16 protein-coding genes are annotated in these 18,220 nt (G+C 67.5%); 4 read left to right on the top strand and 12 right to left on the bottom strand.

The window, feature by feature from the left end; genetic code table 11:
• Positions 1 to 437: 437 nt before the first annotated feature.
• Positions 438 to 578, bottom strand: coding sequence for a hypothetical protein (locus ACIP1U_RS03520; protein ID WP_400311855.1), 141 nt, complete (start codon positions 576 to 578; stop codon positions 438 to 440).
• Positions 578 to 1,789 carry an MFS transporter gene (locus ACIP1U_RS03515; RefSeq protein ID WP_400311853.1) on the bottom strand — a complete coding sequence of 404 codons (1,212 nt, stop codon included), beginning with the start codon at positions 1,787 to 1,789 and terminating at the stop codon, positions 578 to 580. The genes ACIP1U_RS03520 and ACIP1U_RS03515 overlap by 1 nt, the downstream gene beginning before the upstream one ends.
• A gap of 343 nt (positions 1,790 to 2,132) precedes the next feature.
• Here ACIP1U_RS03515 and ACIP1U_RS03510 point away from each other — a divergent pair, with 343 nt between their 5' ends.
• The 3 genes from ACIP1U_RS03510 (at position 2,133) to parC (ending at position 7,428) form a co-directional block, all read left to right on the top strand.
• On the top strand, positions 2,133 to 4,136 hold the full coding sequence (locus ACIP1U_RS03510; RefSeq protein ID WP_400311850.1) for a DNA topoisomerase IV subunit B: 2,004 nt from the start codon (positions 2,133 to 2,135) through the stop codon (positions 4,134 to 4,136).
• A gap of 67 nt (positions 4,137 to 4,203) precedes the next feature.
• Positions 4,204 to 5,016 (top strand): lytic transglycosylase domain-containing protein, encoded by an 813-nt coding sequence (locus ACIP1U_RS03505; protein ID WP_400311848.1) that lies wholly within the window; start codon positions 4,204 to 4,206, stop codon positions 5,014 to 5,016.
• Between the two features lie 69 nt (positions 5,017 to 5,085).
• Positions 5,086 to 7,428, top strand: a complete 2,343-nt coding sequence (gene parC, locus ACIP1U_RS03500) for a DNA topoisomerase IV subunit A (protein ID WP_400311845.1) — start codon at positions 5,086 to 5,088, stop codon at positions 7,426 to 7,428.
• Between the two features lie 160 nt (positions 7,429 to 7,588).
• Here parC and ACIP1U_RS03495 read toward each other — a convergent pair whose 3' ends face one another.
• Positions 7,589 to 9,418 carry an ABC transporter ATP-binding protein gene (locus ACIP1U_RS03495; protein WP_400311842.1) on the bottom strand — a complete coding sequence of 610 codons (1,830 nt, stop codon included), beginning with the start codon at positions 9,416 to 9,418 and terminating at the stop codon, positions 7,589 to 7,591.
• A gap of 171 nt (positions 9,419 to 9,589) precedes the next feature.
• Positions 9,590 to 11,272, bottom strand: coding sequence for an L-lactate permease (locus ACIP1U_RS03490; RefSeq protein WP_400311840.1), 1,683 nt, complete (start codon positions 11,270 to 11,272; stop codon positions 9,590 to 9,592).
• Positions 11,273 to 11,682: 410 nt separating this feature from the next.
• Here ACIP1U_RS03490 and ACIP1U_RS03485 point away from each other — a divergent pair, with 410 nt between their 5' ends.
• Positions 11,683 to 12,339, top strand: a complete 657-nt coding sequence (locus ACIP1U_RS03485; RefSeq protein ID WP_400311838.1) for a LysE family translocator — start codon at positions 11,683 to 11,685, stop codon at positions 12,337 to 12,339.
• Between the two features lie 37 nt (positions 12,340 to 12,376).
• On the opposite strand, the gene ACIP1U_RS03480 is transcribed toward ACIP1U_RS03485, so the two are convergent.
• From ACIP1U_RS03480 to ACIP1U_RS03445, 8 genes are read right to left on the bottom strand one after another with little or no spacing between them, the layout of a single operon-like run.
• Positions 12,377 to 13,021, bottom strand: a complete 645-nt coding sequence (locus ACIP1U_RS03480; protein WP_400311836.1) for a glutathione S-transferase family protein — start codon at positions 13,019 to 13,021, stop codon at positions 12,377 to 12,379.
• Between the two features lie 33 nt (positions 13,022 to 13,054).
• Positions 13,055 to 14,245 carry a PLP-dependent aminotransferase family protein gene (locus tag ACIP1U_RS03475; protein ID WP_400311834.1) on the bottom strand — a complete coding sequence of 397 codons (1,191 nt, stop codon included), beginning with the start codon at positions 14,243 to 14,245 and terminating at the stop codon, positions 13,055 to 13,057.
• A gap of 53 nt (positions 14,246 to 14,298) precedes the next feature.
• The gene (locus tag ACIP1U_RS03470; RefSeq protein ID WP_400311831.1) at positions 14,299 to 14,628 is read right to left on the bottom strand and encodes a DHCW motif cupin fold protein; all 330 of its coding nucleotides are present in this window, start codon (positions 14,626 to 14,628) and stop codon (positions 14,299 to 14,301) included.
• A 6-nt stretch (positions 14,629 to 14,634) separates the two neighbouring features.
• Positions 14,635 to 15,093, bottom strand: coding sequence for a RidA family protein (locus tag ACIP1U_RS03465; protein WP_400311828.1), 459 nt, complete (start codon positions 15,091 to 15,093; stop codon positions 14,635 to 14,637).
• Positions 15,094 to 15,108: 15 nt separating this feature from the next.
• Positions 15,109 to 16,095, bottom strand: coding sequence for a DMT family transporter (locus tag ACIP1U_RS03460; protein ID WP_400311825.1), 987 nt, complete (start codon positions 16,093 to 16,095; stop codon positions 15,109 to 15,111).
• Positions 16,096 to 16,124: 29 nt separating this feature from the next.
• Positions 16,125 to 16,772, bottom strand: coding sequence for a LysE family translocator (locus ACIP1U_RS03455; protein ID WP_400311822.1), 648 nt, complete (start codon positions 16,770 to 16,772; stop codon positions 16,125 to 16,127).
• A complete protein-coding gene (locus ACIP1U_RS03450) occupies positions 16,769 to 17,482 on the bottom strand; it encodes an alanyl-tRNA editing protein (RefSeq protein WP_400311819.1) in 714 nt (237 codons plus the stop codon). The genes ACIP1U_RS03455 and ACIP1U_RS03450 overlap by 4 nt, the downstream gene beginning before the upstream one ends.
• Before the next feature lie 39 nt (positions 17,483 to 17,521).
• Positions 17,522 to 18,199: a VOC family protein gene (locus ACIP1U_RS03445; protein WP_400311817.1), complete on the bottom strand. Its 678-nt coding sequence runs from the start codon at positions 18,197 to 18,199 to the stop codon at positions 17,522 to 17,524.
• Between the last annotated feature and the right edge of the window lie 21 nt (positions 18,200 to 18,220).

Here is an 18,220-nt window from a genome sequence, read left to right as displayed (position 1 = left end):
GATGTGGATGCCAGCTCTGCCACGTTAGGGCCCGCGCGCAGCGCAGCCGAAGGCGTCCCACCGATGGCGCAGTTAGCAGGCGGCCACTACCCTGCTTCGGGTTCGTTCAACAGCCCGTCGACGCAGGCACATCCCGGGGGCGTAGCAGGGTCGAACGGGCAACCTCGGTCAAAGGAGACCAAAGCCGCCCGAACCACTGCCACCGTGAAATTGATAGCCAGCCGCTCAGGCGACGCGTTTTTTGGTTACTTTTTGTCGCTTGGACAAAAAGTGACCCGCCCAGGAGGGCGGAACCAGGCGCTTCAACGGCCGACAGCATGTCACCAGCAGCGACCACCGCGCTTCAACGGCCGACAGCATGTCACCAGCAGCGACCACCGCGGTTCAACGGCCGACAGCATGTCACAAACAGCGACCACCCTCGTAGCGCCCAAGCCTCACCCACACCAAGCCAGCACCATATTGGTCAGATCGACCATGAACGACGGCCGCAGATACCCCACGAACCCAAGCGCCAGCACCCCCGCCAGCACCGCCAGCAAGGCCGCCTTCGCCATGCGCGCGCGGGCCGCCACCATCACGCCGCCGCCGGCTGGGCGCGCACCAGCGCCTGCTCGCGGATCGGCAGATTGACCAGCGCCGCCATCACGCCAAGCCCGATCGAGATCAGCCACACCGTGTTGTAGCCGCCGGTGCGGTCATAGAGATAGCCCCCCAGCCACGCGCCCAGGAAGCTGCCGATCTGGTGCGAGAAGAACACCACCCCCGACAGCATCGACAGGTACTTCACGCCAAACACCTGCGCGATGATGCCGTTGGTCAGCGGCACCGTCGACAGCCACAGGAAGCCCATCAGCGCCGCGAACACCCAGGTGCTGGCCACCGTCAGCGGCAACAGCAGATAGCCGGCGATCACGACCGAGCGCGCCAGGTAGATGAACGCCAGCAGGTAGCGCTTGGGCAGGCGCTGGCCGATCGCGCCCGCGGTATAGGTGCCGAACACGTTGAACAGCCCGATCAGCGCCAGCGCCACGACGGCGACTTTCGGGTCGGTCAGGCCCTGGTCCTTCAGGTACGGTGTCAGGTGGACACCGATAAACACTACCTGGAAGCCGCACACGAAGTAGCCCAGCGTCAGCAGCTGGAAGTTGCGGTTGTTGAAGGCTTCATGGACGGCCTGGCCGATGGTCTGGTGGTGGCCCGCCGTGTGCGCCTCTTCGCGCGGTTCGCGCAGCGTCAGTGCCAGCGGCAGCATCACGCAGGCCATCAGCGCCATCACGTACAGCGCGTTCTGCCAGCCGAGGCCCGAGATCAGCCCCTGTTCGATCGGGATCATCAGGAACTGCCCGAACGAGCCCGCCGCGGCGGCAATGCCCATTGCCCACACACGCTTCTCGGGGCTGGCGACGCGGCCGATCACGCCGTAGACGATGCTGTAGGTCGTGCCGGACTGGGCGATGCCGATCAGCACCCCGGCGCCGGTGGCAAAGGCCGTGCCGCTGGTTGCCAGCGCCATCACCACCAGGCCCGCCACATACAGCGCCACGCCGACCAGCATGATGCGAAGTGCGCCGAACTTGTCGGCCAGCGCGCCCGCGAAGGGCTGGCTGGCGCCCCACATCAGGTTCTGCAGCGCCAGCGCGAAGGCGAAGGTCTCGCGGTTCCAGCCGTGCGCCTGCGTGATCGGCAGGTTGAACAGGCCGAAGCCGTGGCGGATGCCCATCGAGAGCGTCACGAGCAGGCCCCCGCACACCAGCACGGTGGTCAGGGAAAGTTGTCGGTTTTGCATGTCTTGGCTCGGTGTGCGGCTGAGCGCGCGGTGGCGCGTCGCCGGCATGGATTGTCTGTGCTTGTTGTGGACCGTGCCGGGACGGCAATCAGGCTTGCCGTGGGCCGGGTGGTGGCGAGTTTACCCCGGACGCGAGAAACGCGTACGCCGCCCCCTGAAGCCGGCGGCGCGGCAAAAAGTGGCGGTGCCACGGCAAAGGCCGCGCGAGCACCGGCGGCAGCGGCAAGCGCTTTCCGGCGGGAATACCGCCGCCGGCATCCATTACAATGCAGTGCCCGGTGCCCCGGCGCGTGCACAGTTGTACGCCCGCCGCAGCCGGGACATCCACTTTCGTAGCGACTCCATGGCGAGCAAAACCAGTCAGTACAGCGAATCTTCCATCCGGGTCCTGAAGGGCCTGGAGCCGGTCAAGCAGCGCCCCGGCATGTACACCCGGACCGACAACCCCCTGCATATCGTGCAGGAGGTGATCGACAACGCTTCGGACGAGGCCCTGGGCGGCCACGGCTCCGAGATCCTGGTGACTCTGCACCGCGACGGAAGCGTCAGCGTGGAGGACGACGGCCGCGGCATCCCGGTGGGCATCCACCCGGAAGAAGGCGTGCCGGTGGTCGAGATCGTCTTTACCCGGCTGCACGCCGGCGGCAAGTTCGACAAGGGCAAGGGCGGCGCCTATGCCTTCTCGGGCGGCCTGCACGGCGTGGGCGTGTCGGTGACTAACGCGCTGTCGACGCAGCTGGACGTGACCGTCTGGCGCGACGGCATGTGCTCCACGCTGACCTTCTCCGGCGGAGACGTGACTGTGCCGCTGGCCTCGCGCAAGTTCGAGCGCGGCGAGAAGAAGAACGGCACGCGTGTGCAGGTGTGGCCCGACGCCAAGTATTTCGATTCGGCCGCGATCCCGCAGGCCGAGCTGCAGCGCCTGCTGCGCAGCAAGGCCGTGCTGCTGCCGGGCGTCAAGGTGACGCTGGTGCTCGAGAAGACCGGCGAAACCCAGACCTGGCAGTACGACCAGGGATTGAAGGGCTACCTGGTCGAAGCGCTGGCGCAAGGCAGCTCTCAGGGGCCAGATCGGGAACTGGTGATCCCGATGTTCGAGGGCGAGCACTTTGCCGATCCCGACGCCAACCCCGGCGAGGAAGGCTTTGCCGACGGCGAAGGCGCCTCGTGGGTGGTGGCCTGGACCGAGGATGGCGCGCCGGTGCGCGAGTCCTACGTCAACCTGATCCCCACGCCCGCCGGCGGCACGCATGAGTCCGGCCTGCGCGAAGGCTTGTTCCAGGCGGTCAAGAGCTTTATCGAGATGCACGCGCTGCAGCCCAAGGGCGTCAAGCTGATGAGCGAAGACGTGTTCGCGCGCGCTTCGTTCGTGCTGTCGGCCAAGGTGCTCGACCCGCAGTTCCAGGGCCAGATCAAGGAGCGCCTGAACAGCCGCGACGCGGTGCGGCTCGTCTCTACCTTCAGTCGCCCGGCGCTGGAGTTGTGGCTGAACCACCATGTCGAGTACGGCAAGAAGCTGGCCGAGCTGGTGATCCGCCAGGCGCAGGCACGCACGCGCGCGGCGCAGAAGGTCGAGAAGAAAAAGGGCTCCGGCGTGGCCGTGCTGCCCGGCAAGCTGACCGACTGCGAATCCACCGATGTGACCCGCAACGAATTGTTCCTGGTCGAGGGCGATTCCGCCGGCGGCTCGGCCAAGATGGGCCGCGACAAGGAATTCCAGGCCATCCTGCCGCTGCGCGGCAAGGTGCTCAACACCTGGGAGACCGAGCGCGACCGCCTGTTCGCCAACAACGAGGTGCACGACATCGCCGTGGCGATCGGCGTGGACCCGCACGGCGCCAACGATGAGCCCGACCTGTCCAACCTGCGCTACGGCAAGATCAGCATCCTGTCAGACGCGGACGTGGACGGCGCGCATATCCAGGTGCTGCTGCTGACACTGTTCTTCCGTCATTTCCCCAAGCTGATCGAGGCCGGCAACGTCTATGTGGCGCGTCCGCCGCTGTTCCGCGTCGATGCCCCCGCGCGCGGCAAGAAGCCGGCGCAGAAGCTGTATGCGCTGGATGAAGGCGAACTCGTGGCCATCCAGGACAAGCTGGTCAAGGACGGCGTCAAGGATGGCAGCTGGCAGATCTCGCGCTTCAAGGGCCTGGGCGAGATGAGTGCCGAGCAGCTGTGGGAAACCACCATGAACCCCGACACGCGCCGCTTGCTGCCCGTTACGTTGGGCGAGTACGACCTGCCGCAGACCGTAGAGATGATGAACATGCTCATGGGCAAGGGCGAGGCCGCACAGCGCCGCAGCTGGCTGGAAGAGAAGGGCAACGAGGTCGAGGCCGATATCTGAGCGCTGGAGCGCGGGCCCGCGATTGGGTAGATAATCCCGAGGTTCGCTTGACCAGCTGGAACGCACGATGACGACGAGACCTCCCGGCAATCCATGGCGCAACGCGGCAGCCGCCGTGCTGGCGCTGGCCGGGCTCGCCTTCGTGCCGGCGGCGCATGCCGAGCTGTGGGGCTATATCGACGCAGACGGTGTCGCGCACTTTGCCGACCAGAAGCTCGACGCGCGCTACAAGCTGTTCATGAAGGACGGCGGCAAGCTCGACAGCGCGCGCCTGGCGGCGATCCAGCGTGGCAAGGCGCCGGCTGGCACGGACGGCGCGGGCGATGTCGACCTGGAGCAGCACAAGCTCTACCGCTATGTCGTCAATCATCCCAACATCAAGACCGTCGAGCCGCTGATCCACCAGATCGCCGGCAAGCAGGATGTCGATCCCGCGCTGGTCAAGGCGGTGATGGCGGTGGAGTCGGGCTTCAACCCGGGGGCGGTCTCGCCCAAGGGCGCGATCGGGCTGATGCAGGTGATCCCCGGCACCGGCGCGCGCTTCGGCGTCAGCGCCGACCAGCGCCGCACGATCGAGCAGAAGCTGGCCGATCCGCGCACCAACATCACCGCCGGCGTGCGCTACCTGCGCTGGCTGATGCAGCTGTTTCCGAACAACCTGGAGCTGGTGCTGGCGGCGTATAACGCAGGCGAGGGCGCGGTGCAGCGCTACAACAACCGCATTCCGCCGTACCCCGAAACGCAGCAGTATGTCAGCACGGTGCTGCAGTTCTACCGGTTCTACCAACCCGCGCAAGGCGTGGGGCCCATGCGTGCCAGTGCCAGTGCCGACGGCCCGCGCGTGAAAATGGTGATCGGCGGGCGGCGCAATATGCCCTGACCGGCATGACCGAACCACAAGCAACCCGGCGCGCTGCTTCAACATGGCGCGCCGAATTCTTGCCTATCCATGGAACAACAAGACATCACGTTTCAACCTGAAGAGCCGGCCGATTCGCTGACGCTGGCCCGCTACGCCGAGCGCGCCTACCTCGACTACGCCGTCAGCGTGGTCAAGGGCCGCGCGCTGCCGGAAGTGGCCGATGGCCAGAAGCCGGTGCAGCGCCGCATCCTGTTCTCGATGCATGAGATGGGCCTGCGCGCCGATGCCAAGCCGGTCAAGTCAGCGCGCGTGGTCGGCGACGTGCTGGGCAAGTTCCACCCGCACGGCGACCAGTCCGCCTATGACGCGCTGGTGCGCCTGGCGCAGGACTTCTCGCTGCGCTACCCGCTGATCGACGGCCAGGGCAACTTCGGCTCGCGCGACGGCGACGGCGCGGCGGCGATGCGCTACACCGAAGCGCGCCTGACGCCAATCTCGCGCCTGCTGCTCGACGAGATCGACCAGGGCACGGTCGACTTCATCCCCAACTACGACGGCTCGATGCAGGAGCCGAAGCTGCTGCCGGCGCGGCTGCCGTTCGTGCTGCTCAACGGCGCCTCGGGCATTGCCGTGGGCATGGCCACCGAGATCCCGCCGCACAACCTGCGCGAGGTCGCCGCGGCCACCGTGGCGATGATCCGCAACCCGAATATCTCGCTGGCCGAGTTGCTGGCGCTGATGCCGGGGCCGGACTATCCCGGCGGCGGCCAGATCATCTCGCCGGCATCGGACATTGCCCAGATCTACGAGAACGGCCGTGGCAGCCTGAAGGTGCGCGCGCGCTGGTCCATCGAGGAAATGGCGCGCGGCCAGTGGCAGATGGTGGTGAACGAACTGCCGCCGAATACTTCCGCGCAGAAGGTGCTGGAAGAGATCGAGGAAATCACCAATCCCAAGATCAAGGCCGGCAAGAAGGCGCTGACGCCGGACCAGCAGCAGCTCAAGGCAACCGTGCTGGCGGTGCTGGACGCGGTGCGCGATGAATCCGGCAAGGACGCGCCGGTGCGGCTGGTGTTCGAGCCCAAGAGCAAGAACATCGACCAGCAGGAGTTTATCCAGGCGCTGCTGGCGCATACCAGCCTGGAGTCGGGCGCGCCGATCAACCTGGTGATGATCGGCACCGATGGCCGGCCGCGCCAGAAGGGCCTGCGCGAGATCCTGAGCGAGTGGATCGCGTTCCGCTTCGAGACGGTCACGCGCCGCACGCGCCATCGCCTGGGCAAGGTCGAGGACCGCATCCACATCCTGGAAGGCCGGATGCTGGTGCTGCTCAATATCGACGAGGTGATCCGCATCATCCGCGAGAGCGATGAGCCCAAGCCGGCGCTGATCGAAGCCTTCGAGCTGACCGACCGCCAGGCCGAGGACATCCTGGAAATCCGCCTGCGCCAGCTGGCGCGGCTGGAAGCGATCAAGATCGAGAAGGAACTGAAGGACCTGCGCGAAGAGCAGGCCGACCTGGACGTGCTGCTCAAGTCCGAGACCATGATGCGCCGTCGCATCATCAAGGAGATCGAGACCGACGCCAGGCAGTACAGCCCGGAAGACAAGGACCCGCGCCGCACGCTGATCCAGGAAGAGCGCCGCGCCGCCGCAGAGGTGCGCGTGATCGACGAGCCGGTGACGGTGATCATGTCGCAGAAGGGCTGGGTGCGCACGCGCCAGGGCCATGGCCACGATCCGCAGCAGTTCACCTTCAAGGCGGGCGATGCGCTCTACAACACCTTTGACTGCCGCACGGTCGACGTGCTGCTGGTGTTCGGCACCAATGGCCGGGTCTACTCCGTGCCGGTCTCCAGCCTGCCGGGCGGGCGCGGCGACGGGGTGCCCATCACCACGCTGATCGAGCTGCAGTCCGGCAGCCAGGTGGCGCATACCTTTGCCGGCAGCGCCAGCCAGCGCGTGCTGCTTGCCACGGGCGGCGGCAACGGCTTCCAGACCACGGTGGGCGACATGACCGGCCGGCAGAAGGGCGGCAAGTCGTTCCTGACGCTGGACGACGGCGATGCCCCGCTGCCGCCGGCGCCGATCGGCGACGAGGCCACGCATGCGGCTTGCCTGTCCGGCAACGGCCGCCTGCTGCTGGTGGCGCTGGACGAGGTCAAGGTGCTGTCGGCCGGCGGCCGCGGCGTGATCCTGATGGAGCTGGAGCCCAAGGAGAAGCTGCTGCAGGCGGTTGCCGTGGGCGCGCCGGGGCTGATGCTGTCGGGCGCGGGCCGCGGCGGCAAGCCGTCGTCGCAGAAGCTGTCCGGGCAGTCGCTGCTGCCGTATGTCGGCAAGCGCGCGCGCAAGGGCAAGCAGATCGAGGCCAGGCTGAAGGAGCCGAGGATCGATCCGGTGCGGGTGGAGGCGCCGGGCAACGGCAACTGAGTTCGCCGGAGCCAGTGTTTTCTCCCCTCTCCCATTTATGGGAGAGGGGCGGGGGAGAGGGCCAGCGCGTCCACGAAGTGACGCACTTTCATGCTTGCCGAAGTCCTGCCCTCTCCCCCGACCCCTCTCCCGCAAGCGGGAGAGGGGAGACAACAAGCGCTCAGTCCACCCCCACAAACCCCCCCGTCTGATGCGCCCACAGCCGCGCATACAGCCCTCCATGCGCGAGCAATTCCGCATGCGTGCCATTCTCCACGATATGCCCGTTGTCCAGCACCACCAGCCGGTCCATGCGTGCGATCGTCGACAGCCGGTGCGCGATGGCGATCACCGTCTTGCCTTGCATCAGCGTTTCCAGGCTGTCCTGGATCGCCGCTTCCACTTCCGAATCCAGCGCCGAGGTCGCTTCGTCCAGGATCAGGATCGGCGCGTTCTTCAGCAGCACCCGCGCGATCGCGATGCGCTGGCGCTGTCCGCCTGACAGCTTCACACCGCGCTCGCCCACCTGCGCCTCCAGCCCGGTATTGCCGTGGGCATCGACCAGATTGGGAATGAACTCGTCCGCGCGGGCGCCATGCAGTGCTTCGGTCAGCTCGGCCTCGGTGCTGGAGGGTTTGCCGTACAGCAGGTTCTCGCGGATCGAACGGTGCAGCAGCGAGGTGTCCTGCGTCACCATGCCGATCTGCGCGCGCAGGCTTTCCTGCGTGACATCGGCGATGTCCTGCCCATCGATCAGGATGCGGCCGCTTTCCACGTCATAGAGCCGCAGCAGCAGGTTGACCAGCGTCGACTTGCCGGCGCCGGAAGGGCCGACCAGGCCGATCTTCTCGCCCGGCCGCACGGTCAGGTTGACGCCCTCGATCACGCCCGAGCCCTTGCCGTAGTGGAACCCCACCCGCTCGAAGCGGACTTCGCCCTGCGTGACGCGCAGCGGTTGCGCATTGGCGCGGTCGGTGACCTTGCGCGGCACGGCGATGGTCTTCATGCCGTCCTGCACCTGCCCGACGTTCTCGAAGATGCCATTGACCACCCACATGATCCAGCCCGACATATTGTTGATGCGGATCACCAGGCCGGTGGTCAGCGCGATCGCGCCGGTGGTGACATGCCCGGTGCTCCACAGCCACACCGCCAGCCCGGTGGTGCCGGCGATCAGAGCGCCGTTCATCGCGGTGATGGTGACGTCCATGCCGCTGACCATGCGCCCGGCCTGCCGCGCCTTCTCGGTCTGCTCGGCCATGGCGTCGCGCGCGTAGTCTTCTTCCTGCCGGGTATGGGCGAACAGCTTGAGCGTGGTGATATTGGTGTAGCCGTCGACGATGCGCCCCATCAGCCGCGAGCGCGATTCGGTGGCGACCACCGAGCGCTCCTTCACGCGCGGCACGAAATACATCAGCGCGGCCACGTAGCAGACGATCCACAGCAGCAGCGGGATCATCAGCCGCCAGTCGGCCTGCGCGAACAGCACCAGCGAGCTGACCGCATAGATCACCACGTGCCACAGCGCGTCGACCGCCTGCACGGCGGAGTCGCGCAGCGAGAAGCCGGTCTGCATGATGCGCTGGGCGATGCGCCCGGCAAAGTCGTTCTGGAAGAACGACAGGCTCTGCTTGAGCACGTAGCGGTGGTTCTGCCAGCGGATCAGGTTCGACAGGCTGGGGTTGATGACCTGGTGCACCAGCACGTCGTGCAGTCCGAAGAAGATGGGCCGCAGCAACACTGCCACCACCAGCATCCACACCAGCTCGTTGCGATGCCGGCTGAAGAATTCCGCGCCGGGCGTGGTCTGCGCCATGTCGACCAGCCGGCCGAGGAAGCTGAACAGCGCCACCTCGATCAGCGCGCCGACCAGGCCCACCAGCAACAGCAGCGCGAACACGCCCCAGACTTCGCGCAGGTACCAGGTGTAGAAGCGCAAGACCTGCCCTGGCGGCTCGCGGTCGGGCATGTCACGGAAGGGGTCGATCAGTCTTTCCAGGCGACGCAACATGGCAGGGTTCCCGTTGTGTGCCACGGCGCGCCCAGCCGGCTTGTGGGATCCCGCGGGCGCTTGCGGCGGATCAGACGCAACATGATACGCGCGTTGCCCAATGGAAAAGCCCCGCCAGCGGCGGGGCCTTGACTGAAACGCCATGCCGAAACTGCCGCGGCGGCAGGGTAATCAGGGGTGGTGGATTACCATGTGCGTGAACGGCGGCACGTAGGCCTGCAGCGTCACGAACAGGCCGACCAGGATCGCCAGCACGACCGAGTGGAAGAACACGTAGCGCAGGATGTCGCCCTCGTGGCCGTACCACTTGGTTGCGGTCGAAGCCACCACGATGGACTGCGCGTCGATCATCTTGCCCATCACGCCGCCCGAGCTGTTGGCCGACGCCATCAGCACCGGCGACAGGCCCAGCTGCTCGGCGGTGGTCTTCTGCAGGCCGCCGAACAGCACGTTCGAGGCCGTGTCCGAGCCGGTCAGCGCCACGCCCAGCCAGCCCAGCATGGTGCCGAACAGCGGGTAGAACACGCCCGTGTGGGCGAAGGCCAGGCCCAGCGTGGCATCGAGGCCCGAGTAGCGGGTCAGGTAGCCGACACCGAACATCGCGCAGATGGTCAGCAGCGAGTAGCGCACCAGCTTGATGGTTTCCCAGTACTCCTTGAACAGGCGCGGCACGGAGTAGCCCATCAGCAGGCCGCCGGCGATTGCCGAGACAAAGATGCCGGTGCCGGCCATCGACAGCACGTTGAAGTTGAACACGGCGCCTTCGATGACTTCCTTGGGCACCACCGGCGGCACCTTGACGATGGCCTTGTCCAGGCCCGGGACCGGGAATTTCCAGGCCCACAGGCTATCCATCAGCTTCTTGAACTCGGGGATGCCCCAGACGAACACGAACACCGTCAGGATCACCCACGGCATCCAGGCCTTCGCCACCGAGATGCCGGCCGAAGCGGCGCTGGCGCGGGCGTCGGCTTCGAGCGCTTCGGGGTGGTCGACCTTGGAGTCGTCGTGACGGCCGAGGATTTTGGTCGACGTCCAGATTTCCTTCGGATGCCAGACCTTCAGGAACAGCGTCAGCGAGCCCATCGACACCAGCGCCGCGATCACGTCCACCAGCCATGGGCCGTGGAAGTTCGACACCAGGTACTGCGGAACGGCAAAGCTCACGCCTGCGACCAGGATCGCCGGCCAGATCGCCAGCATGCCGCGGAAGCCGGCAAAGGCCCAGATCAGCCAGAACGGCACGAGCACCGAGAAGAACGGCAGCTGGCGACCGATCATCGCCGACAGGTCGAGCAGGTCCAGTCCGGTCACCGAGGCCAGGCCGATGATCGGCGCGCCCAGCGCGCCGTACGCCACCGGAGCCGTATTGGCGATCAGCGCCAGCCCCGAGGCAGCCAGCGGGGAAAAGCCCAGGCCGATCAGGATGGCGCCGGTCACGGCCACCGGCGTGCCGAAGCCGGCCGCACCCTCGAAGAACGCGCCGAAACTGAACGCCACCAGCAGCAGCTGCAGGCGGCGGTCCTCGGTGATGCCGGAGATCGAGTTCTGCAGCACCTTGAACGATCCGTTCAGGGTGGTGAGCCGGTGCAGGAAGATGATGTTCAGCACGATCCAGCCGATCGGGAACAGCCCGGAGACGATGCCGAGCCCCGCGGCCTTGCCCGCCATTGCCGCCGGCATGCCGAACACCGTGGACGCGACCACGATGCCGATCACCAGCGCCAGCCCGGCGGCCAGGTGTGCCTGCAGGTGAAAGAACGCCAGCGCTGCCAGCAGCACGGCGACCGGAATGCCCGCGGCAATGGTCGACAGCGCCATATTGCCCAGCGGGTCATAGACTTGACTCCACACGATCGAAATCCTCCTCAGGTTGGCTCGGGCGCCCGGGCGATCTGCGTGCCCTGGGCTACCCGCTTGCGCTTTGCACCGGCGCGCGGCATCCGCCGCGTGCGGGAAAGAACCAGCGATTGTAGGAACGGGTTCCGTGTTCGCTGCCGTACATTGCGTCATGCCAGGCATGAGCCACATTCAGGGATCAGGGTTTGCCTGGGGCATTGCAGCGCACATGGGACGTACCCGGCACACCGGGCAGAGTACTCTAAACGGCGCCTGTTGCAAAAGTCTGCATGCCTGCGCGTGGCCCGGATGACTGGCCCGGCAGCCATGCCGGAGACTGGCGCAAGCGCGGTCGGGCGGCGCATACTGGCGGTCGCCATGACGCGGGCACGCTGCCCGCATTCCAATATCGAACGAGGCTACCCATGACTGAATTCCTGCCCGCGTGGCCGCTCCTGACCGCCTTCGTGCTGGCCAGCCTGGCGCTGGCCATCACACCCGGCCCGGCCGTGGTCTATATCGTGACGCGCACGCTGGCGCAGGGCCGGCAGGCCGGGCTAGCCTCGATCGGCGCGGTGGCGCTGGGCAACCTGGGGAACGCCGTCGGCGCATCGCTGGGGCTGGCGGTGCTGTTCTCGGTCTCGGCGCTGGCGTTCTCGGTGGTCAAGTTCGCAGGCGCGGCCTACCTGATCTGGCTGGGTATCCGCGCGCTGCGTGGCGGTGGTGCGACGGCGGCCGACGGCGGCACGCCTGAAGTGGCGCAGCGCAGCCTGCGCCAGGTGATGCGCGACGGCTTCGTGGTGGCGCTGCTCAACCCCAAGACCGCGATCTTCTTCGCCGCCTTCCTGCCGCAGTTCATGAATCCGGCCGGCTCGGCGCTGACTCAGAGTCTGGCGCTGGGCGTGGCCTTCGTGCTGATCGCCGCCACCACCGACGCCTGTTACGTGCTGGCCGCGGCCGCCGTGATGCCGGCGCTGCGCCGCGCCGGGCGGGCACGCGCGTTCGGCCGCTACCTGACGGGTGCGGCGTTTATCGGGCTGGGGATCTTTACGGCGACTTCGGGCTCGCGCGCCGCGAAGTAGGCAGGCAGAAGGCGGGGAAGGAAAAAACTGCCGCCGCTCAGCGCAGCGGCAGTTCCAGGATGCCGCCGGCGGCAGGGCGGGCGCGCATTGACGCGAGCCACCGTTCCAGGTTCGGCCGCGTCTGGTGCTGGAGCGGCAGCCCCATCCAGCGGTGTGCGGCGCAGGCCAGCGAGATATCGGCCATGGTGAAACGATCGCCGCCGATGAACTCGCGGCCAGCCAGCGCCTTGTCGAGCAAGTCGGCCAGCGGCTCGGTGCGCGCGCATGACGCCTGGATGGCGGCCTCGTCGCGTTCGCCGGCGGGCGTGCGCACCAGGTTCAGGAAAGCCGTCACCATCGCCGGGCTGAAGGCCGTGGTCTGCCAGTCCATCCAGCGGTCGGCCGAGGCGCGTGCCTTGACGTCTTCGGGCCACAGCGTGCCCTCGCCGTAGCGTGCGCACAGGTAGCGCACGATCGCGTTCGATTCCCACAGCACGAAGGGCTCGCCGCCTACGTCCGTCCCGCGGAAATCCTCGATCACCGGGATCTGGCGGTTCGGGTTCAGGCGAACGTAGGCCTCGGTGTCGAGGTCGCCCTTGGTGACGCCGATATCGACGCGCTCATGGTCCAGGTGCAGTTCGCGCGCGCACCAGACCACTTTCTGCACGTTGATGGAGGAGAGTCGGCCCCAGATACGCAGCATGTCGGCTCCTGGAATACGTGCGCCCGGACGGCGTCAGGCCGCGCGCGGTTGCTTGGCGGCAGCGGCGGCGATGGACTCGCGGAACAGCTCGCCCAGGATCGCCACGCCCTGTTCAATGCGCTCGGGCGGCACCGTGACAAATGCCAGGCGCAGCGCATTGCGCTTCGGGTTGCTGGCGTAGAACGGCGCGCCCGGCACATAGGCCACATTGCGCTTCACCGCCTCTTCCAGGATAGCCATGCTGTCCAGCCCCTCGGGCAGCTCCATCCAGATGAACATGCCGCCTTCCGGCGTGTTCCAGGTCACGCCTTCCGGCATGTGGCGCTTGAGCGCGTCCAGCATGGTCTGGCACTGCTTGCTGTAGAGCTCGCGGATGGTCGGGATATGGCGGTCGAGCAGGCCGTCGCGCACGGTCTCGTAGGCCACGCGCTGCGTGAAGCTCGGCGTGTGCAGGTCCGATGCCTGCTTGGCCTGGCACAGCTTGAAGTGCAGCTCGGGCGGGGCGATCACGTAGCCAAGGCGCAGGCCGGGGGCCAGGATCTTGGAGAACGAGCCCATGTAGATCACGCCGTCCGGATTCATCGACAGCAGCGTCGGCAGCTGGTCGCCGGTGTAGCTGAGCGCGCCGTACGGATCGTCTTCCACTACCAGCACGCCCAGTTCCTGCGCACGCGCCACCAGCGCCTGGCGGCGCTCCAGCGGCAGGCGGCGGCCGGTCGGATTCTGGAAGTTGGGCAGGGCGTACAGGAAGCGCGCGCCGGCGGTCAGCTCGGGCGTCAGCGCCTCGGGCACCAGGCCCTTGTCGTCGGTCGGGATCGAGACGAATTCAGGTTCGAACAGCGAGAACGCCTGCAGCGCGCCGAGGTAGCTGGGGGTTTCCACCATCACCTTGCTGCCCGGGTCGATCATCACCTTGGCGATCAGGTCCAGCGCCTGCTGCGAACCGGTGACGATCAGCACGCGCTCGACGCCCACGCCATGGCGCTTGGCGACGAATTCACGCAGCGGCAGGTAGCCTTCGGTCGCGGCGTATTGCAGCGCCGCCTGCGGGTTGTCGGCGAATACGCGGGCCGTCGCTGCCTCCATGGCCGCTACCGGGAACGATTCCGGCGAGGGCAGGCCGCCGGCGAACGAAATGACTTCCGGACGCTCGGTGACCTTGAGGATTTCGCGGATGGCCGAGCTGGTCAGTTGCTGCGCCCGGCGGGAGATGGCCCATTTCATGATGTGTCTCTTGTGGTCTGGGGGAATTCTGGAGAGAGCGGCTAGCCTGCCGCTCAGTCAACGATAAAAAGTCTGGCGCCCGTCGGCGAGGACGAACGGTGCGCTTCCGCCTGGTCGGCGACCTGGTAGCTGGTGCCCGCGGTGAGCACGAACTGCCGGCCGTCATCCAGCTCGGTATGGAGCTCGCCGTCCAGCACGAACAGGATATGGCCCTTGCTGCACCAGTGGTCGGCCAGGTAGCCGGGCGAGTATTCGACCATCCGCACGCGGATATCGCCGAACTGGCGCGTGCGCCAGGTTGCCTCGCCTTGCTCGCCGGGGTGCCGGGTCGGCGTGATGGCCGACCAGTCGGTGGTGCCGAAGGGCAGGTTGTCGATGCGCATGCGGCCTTAGCCCTGGACCTCGACGATCATTTCGATCTCGACGCAGGCGCCCAGCGGCACCTGCGCCACGCCAAAGGCGCTGCGCGCGTGCTTGCCCTTGTCGCCGAAGACTTCGGCCAGGAACTCGGAAGCGCCGTTGGTCACCAGGTGCTGCTCGGTGAACTCGGGGGTGGAGTTGACCAGGCTCATCACCTTGACGATGCGGGTGACGCGGTTCAGGTCGCCCACGTGCGCGTGCAGCGTGGCCAGCAGGTCGATGGCGATGGCGCGCGCGGCGGCCTTGCCGGATTCGGTGTCGATGTCCTTGCCCAGCTTGCCGGTCCATACCTTGCCGTCCTTGCGGGCGATATGGCCCGACAGGAAGACGGTGTTGCCGGTCTGCGCGGCCATCACATAGGCGGCGGCAGGGGCGTTGGCGGTCGGCAGTTCGACGCCGAGGCGGGCAAGGGTGTCGTAGACGGACATGCGTTGGACTCCTGGTCAGTGAATGCGTCCTGGAAGGACTGGGGACGTTTCCGGGGCGAGGGCAGGTGCGCTCTGGTGCACGGCGGCGTGTCGGCCTAGGGCCACGACAGCGATCACCGCCACCGCGAAGGCGATGGTGGGGGCGTCAAGCGGCTCGGCCAGGATCAGCGCACCGCCCGCCAGCGTCAGGAACGGCTGCAGCAATTGTATCTGCCCGACGCGGGCCACGCCGCCTTTTGCGAGGCCCGCGTACCAGAAAAGGAAGCCGACAAACATCGAGAACACCGAAACATAGGCCATGCCGCCCCAGGCACGCGGCGACGCCGCGGCGATCGCGGGCAGGTCGCGCAGCGTCAGCCAGGCCACCACCGGCACCAGCACCGGCAGCGACGCCACCAGCGCCCAGCTGATCGTCTCCAGCCCGCCCAGTTCACGCGATAGCTTGCCACCCTCGGCATAGCCCAGTGCACCGAGCACCACTGCGGCAAACAGGTACCAGTCGGCGTGCTGCAGGCCGCCGGCGCCTTGCCAGATGGCAAAGCCGACCACCAGCGCGCTGCCGGCCAAGGCCGACAGCCAGAACCCCGGCGACGGCCGCTCGCACCCGAACCAGGCCGCGAACACGGCCGTGACCAGCGGCAGCAGGCCGACCACGATGGCGCCGTGGCTGGCCGGCACCTCGCGCATCGCCAGCGACGAGAACACCGGGAAGCCGGCCACCACGCCCAGCGCCGTGACTGCCAGCCGCGGCCACTGGCCGCCGCGCGGCCGGCGTGCCGCGGCCAGCGCGCCGCGCATGGCCAGCAGCGCCAGCGCCAGCAGCGCGGCCAGGACGGCGCGTCCCAGCGCGACAAAAATCGGGTCCAGCTCGGCCACCGCCATGCGCGTGAACGGCAGGGTCTGGCTGAAGATGGCCACGCCGATGAAGCCGAGCAGCATGCCGCCTGAAGGGGGTGCGGAAGGGGGCGCGGCAGGTACGGACGAGGGTGCGGGAGCGGGCATGATTGGCCTCTTGCTTCTTGTCGGTCTATTCAATGCACGCCGGGCCGGGCGCTGACGGCGATCCACAGCGCGGTCAGCGCCAGCGCCACGCCCATGGCACGGTTGAACCAGCGCACGCGCTCGCCCTCACGCAGCCATTGCCGCAGCGCCGCGCCCAGCACGCCGTATACGCCGTTGCTGACGAAGCCCAGCAGCGCGAATACGCCGCACACCAGCAGCATGCGCTGCAGCGGCGCGGGGGCGCCTGCCATATAGGACGCCGCCACCGCCAGCGCCAGCATCCACGCCTTGATGTTGGCGTACTGCAGCACCGCCGATTGCCACACGTTCAGCGGACGCAGTACCTGCTTTTCGGCGAGTGCCGTGCCGCGCGCGATCTTCCACGCCAGCCACAGCAGGTAGGCCACACCGGCCAGGTGCACTACGGATGCCAGCGCCGGCTGGCCGAGGATCAGCGCGCCCACGCCGACCGCGCACAGCGCCAGGATGCTGGCAAAGCCGAACGCCACGCCGGCGCAATGCGGCAGCGTCGCGCGCAGGCCGAAGTTGGCGCCGGTCACCGCGGCAATGGTGGTGTTGGGCCCTGGCGTGAACAGGCCAACTGTCAGCAACGTCAGCAGGGCAAGGAACTGCGCCGCCGTCAGGCCGGTAAGCAAGCCAGATGTCACGGCGGTCATGCGAACGCCACCACCACGCGGCGGTTGGTGCGGCTCTTCTTCTCGATCTTGGTCACCGCCACGGTGCCGATCTCGCTGGTATTGCCCACGTGCGTGCCGCCGCAGGGCTGGCGATCGACGCCGGGAATCTCGACGATGCGAATGCTCGACGTCTCCGCGGGCGGCGCCGCGCCGATGGTGCGCACCAGTTCCGGCTGCGCGACCAGCTCTTGCGGCGTGATCAGCGAGATCCGCACCGGCGTTTCCGCGCGGATCAGCGCGTTCAGGCGCTCGGTCAGGTCGGCCTTGTCCAGCGTCGATTCCGGCAGGTCGAAGTCGATCCGCGCCGAGTCCGGCCAGATGCCGCAGCCGGTCACCGGCACCGGGATCAGCGAGCCGAGCAGGTGCAGGCAGGTATGCAGGCGCATCAGCCGGTGGCGGCGCGCCCAGTCGATGGTGACCGTGATGCGCTCGCCCACGCGCGGCAGCTCGGCGTCCGGCGCAGGCATATGCAGGATCCGGCTGCGGTCTTCGGCATAGACCGTGTCGACGATGGCCACGGTGCGCCCATCGGGCAGCGCCAGCGTGGCGGTGTCGCCGGCCTGGCCGCCGCTGCGCGCATAGCAGACGGTTTCGTCCAGTTCGATGCCTTCGGCGCTGGCCGCCAGCACGGTGGCGGTGCAGTGATCGAGGTAAGGATCGTCGTCGAAACGCTTGCGGGTCGCGGACATCGGTGTCTCCTTGGGATTCTTGTTTTCTTGTCGGAATGGCTAGCGCAGGATGCGGATGCCTTGCGGGGTTTCGATTTCGGCTGACAGCTCCGGCTGGCCCTCGCTCTGTTCGATCGCGATCAGGTGGTCCGCGCCCAGCCAGGCGAGGCCCTGCCGCAGCAGTTCGGCGCGCGGATGGCGGCCGCACAGTCTGCGCAGCGCCAGGTCCTGCCGTGGCAGGCTGACACCGGGGTAGGCGGCCACGTCCCACTGGATCAGGCTGGGCAGCAGACCGTCACCGGCCGCATCGGCCTCGCCTTGCCAGCGGGGCAGGGCGCCATCGTCCGGCACCGTGATACGCCAGCACAAGTCGCAGCGCGTCATCGGGATCACCGGCGCGATCCGGGCCGGATATTGCGACTGCCACAGCGTCAGGTCGGTGGGGCGCTCGACGCGGGCGGCCCAGTGCAGCAGGAACGGGCCGTTCTCCAGCCGTTGCCGTACCGCTTCGCTGTCCAGGCCGAACCAGCGCGGCCGCGCGGGCGCGGCGGCTGCGGGGTCGATCGCAATCACTTCCAGGTAGATGCCGCCGAACATGCCGAGCACGCGGTTGTGCGTGCCCATGGCGGCATGCGCACCGCCACCCTGAGGCGCAATCCCCAGCAGGTCGGCGACATGGGCGGCGCCTGCGTCCAGGTCGGGCGCGGCGATGACGAGGTGGTCGAGGGCGAGCTTCATCTTGGCTTGATGGTAAAGAAG

The organism is Cupriavidus sp. NPDC089707 (genome assembly GCF_044748965.1).
Classification (GTDB): domain Bacteria; phylum Pseudomonadota; class Gammaproteobacteria; order Burkholderiales; family Burkholderiaceae; genus Cupriavidus.
Note: the sequence above shows the minus strand (reverse complement) of the source record. Positions and strands in the feature narration are given on the sequence as shown.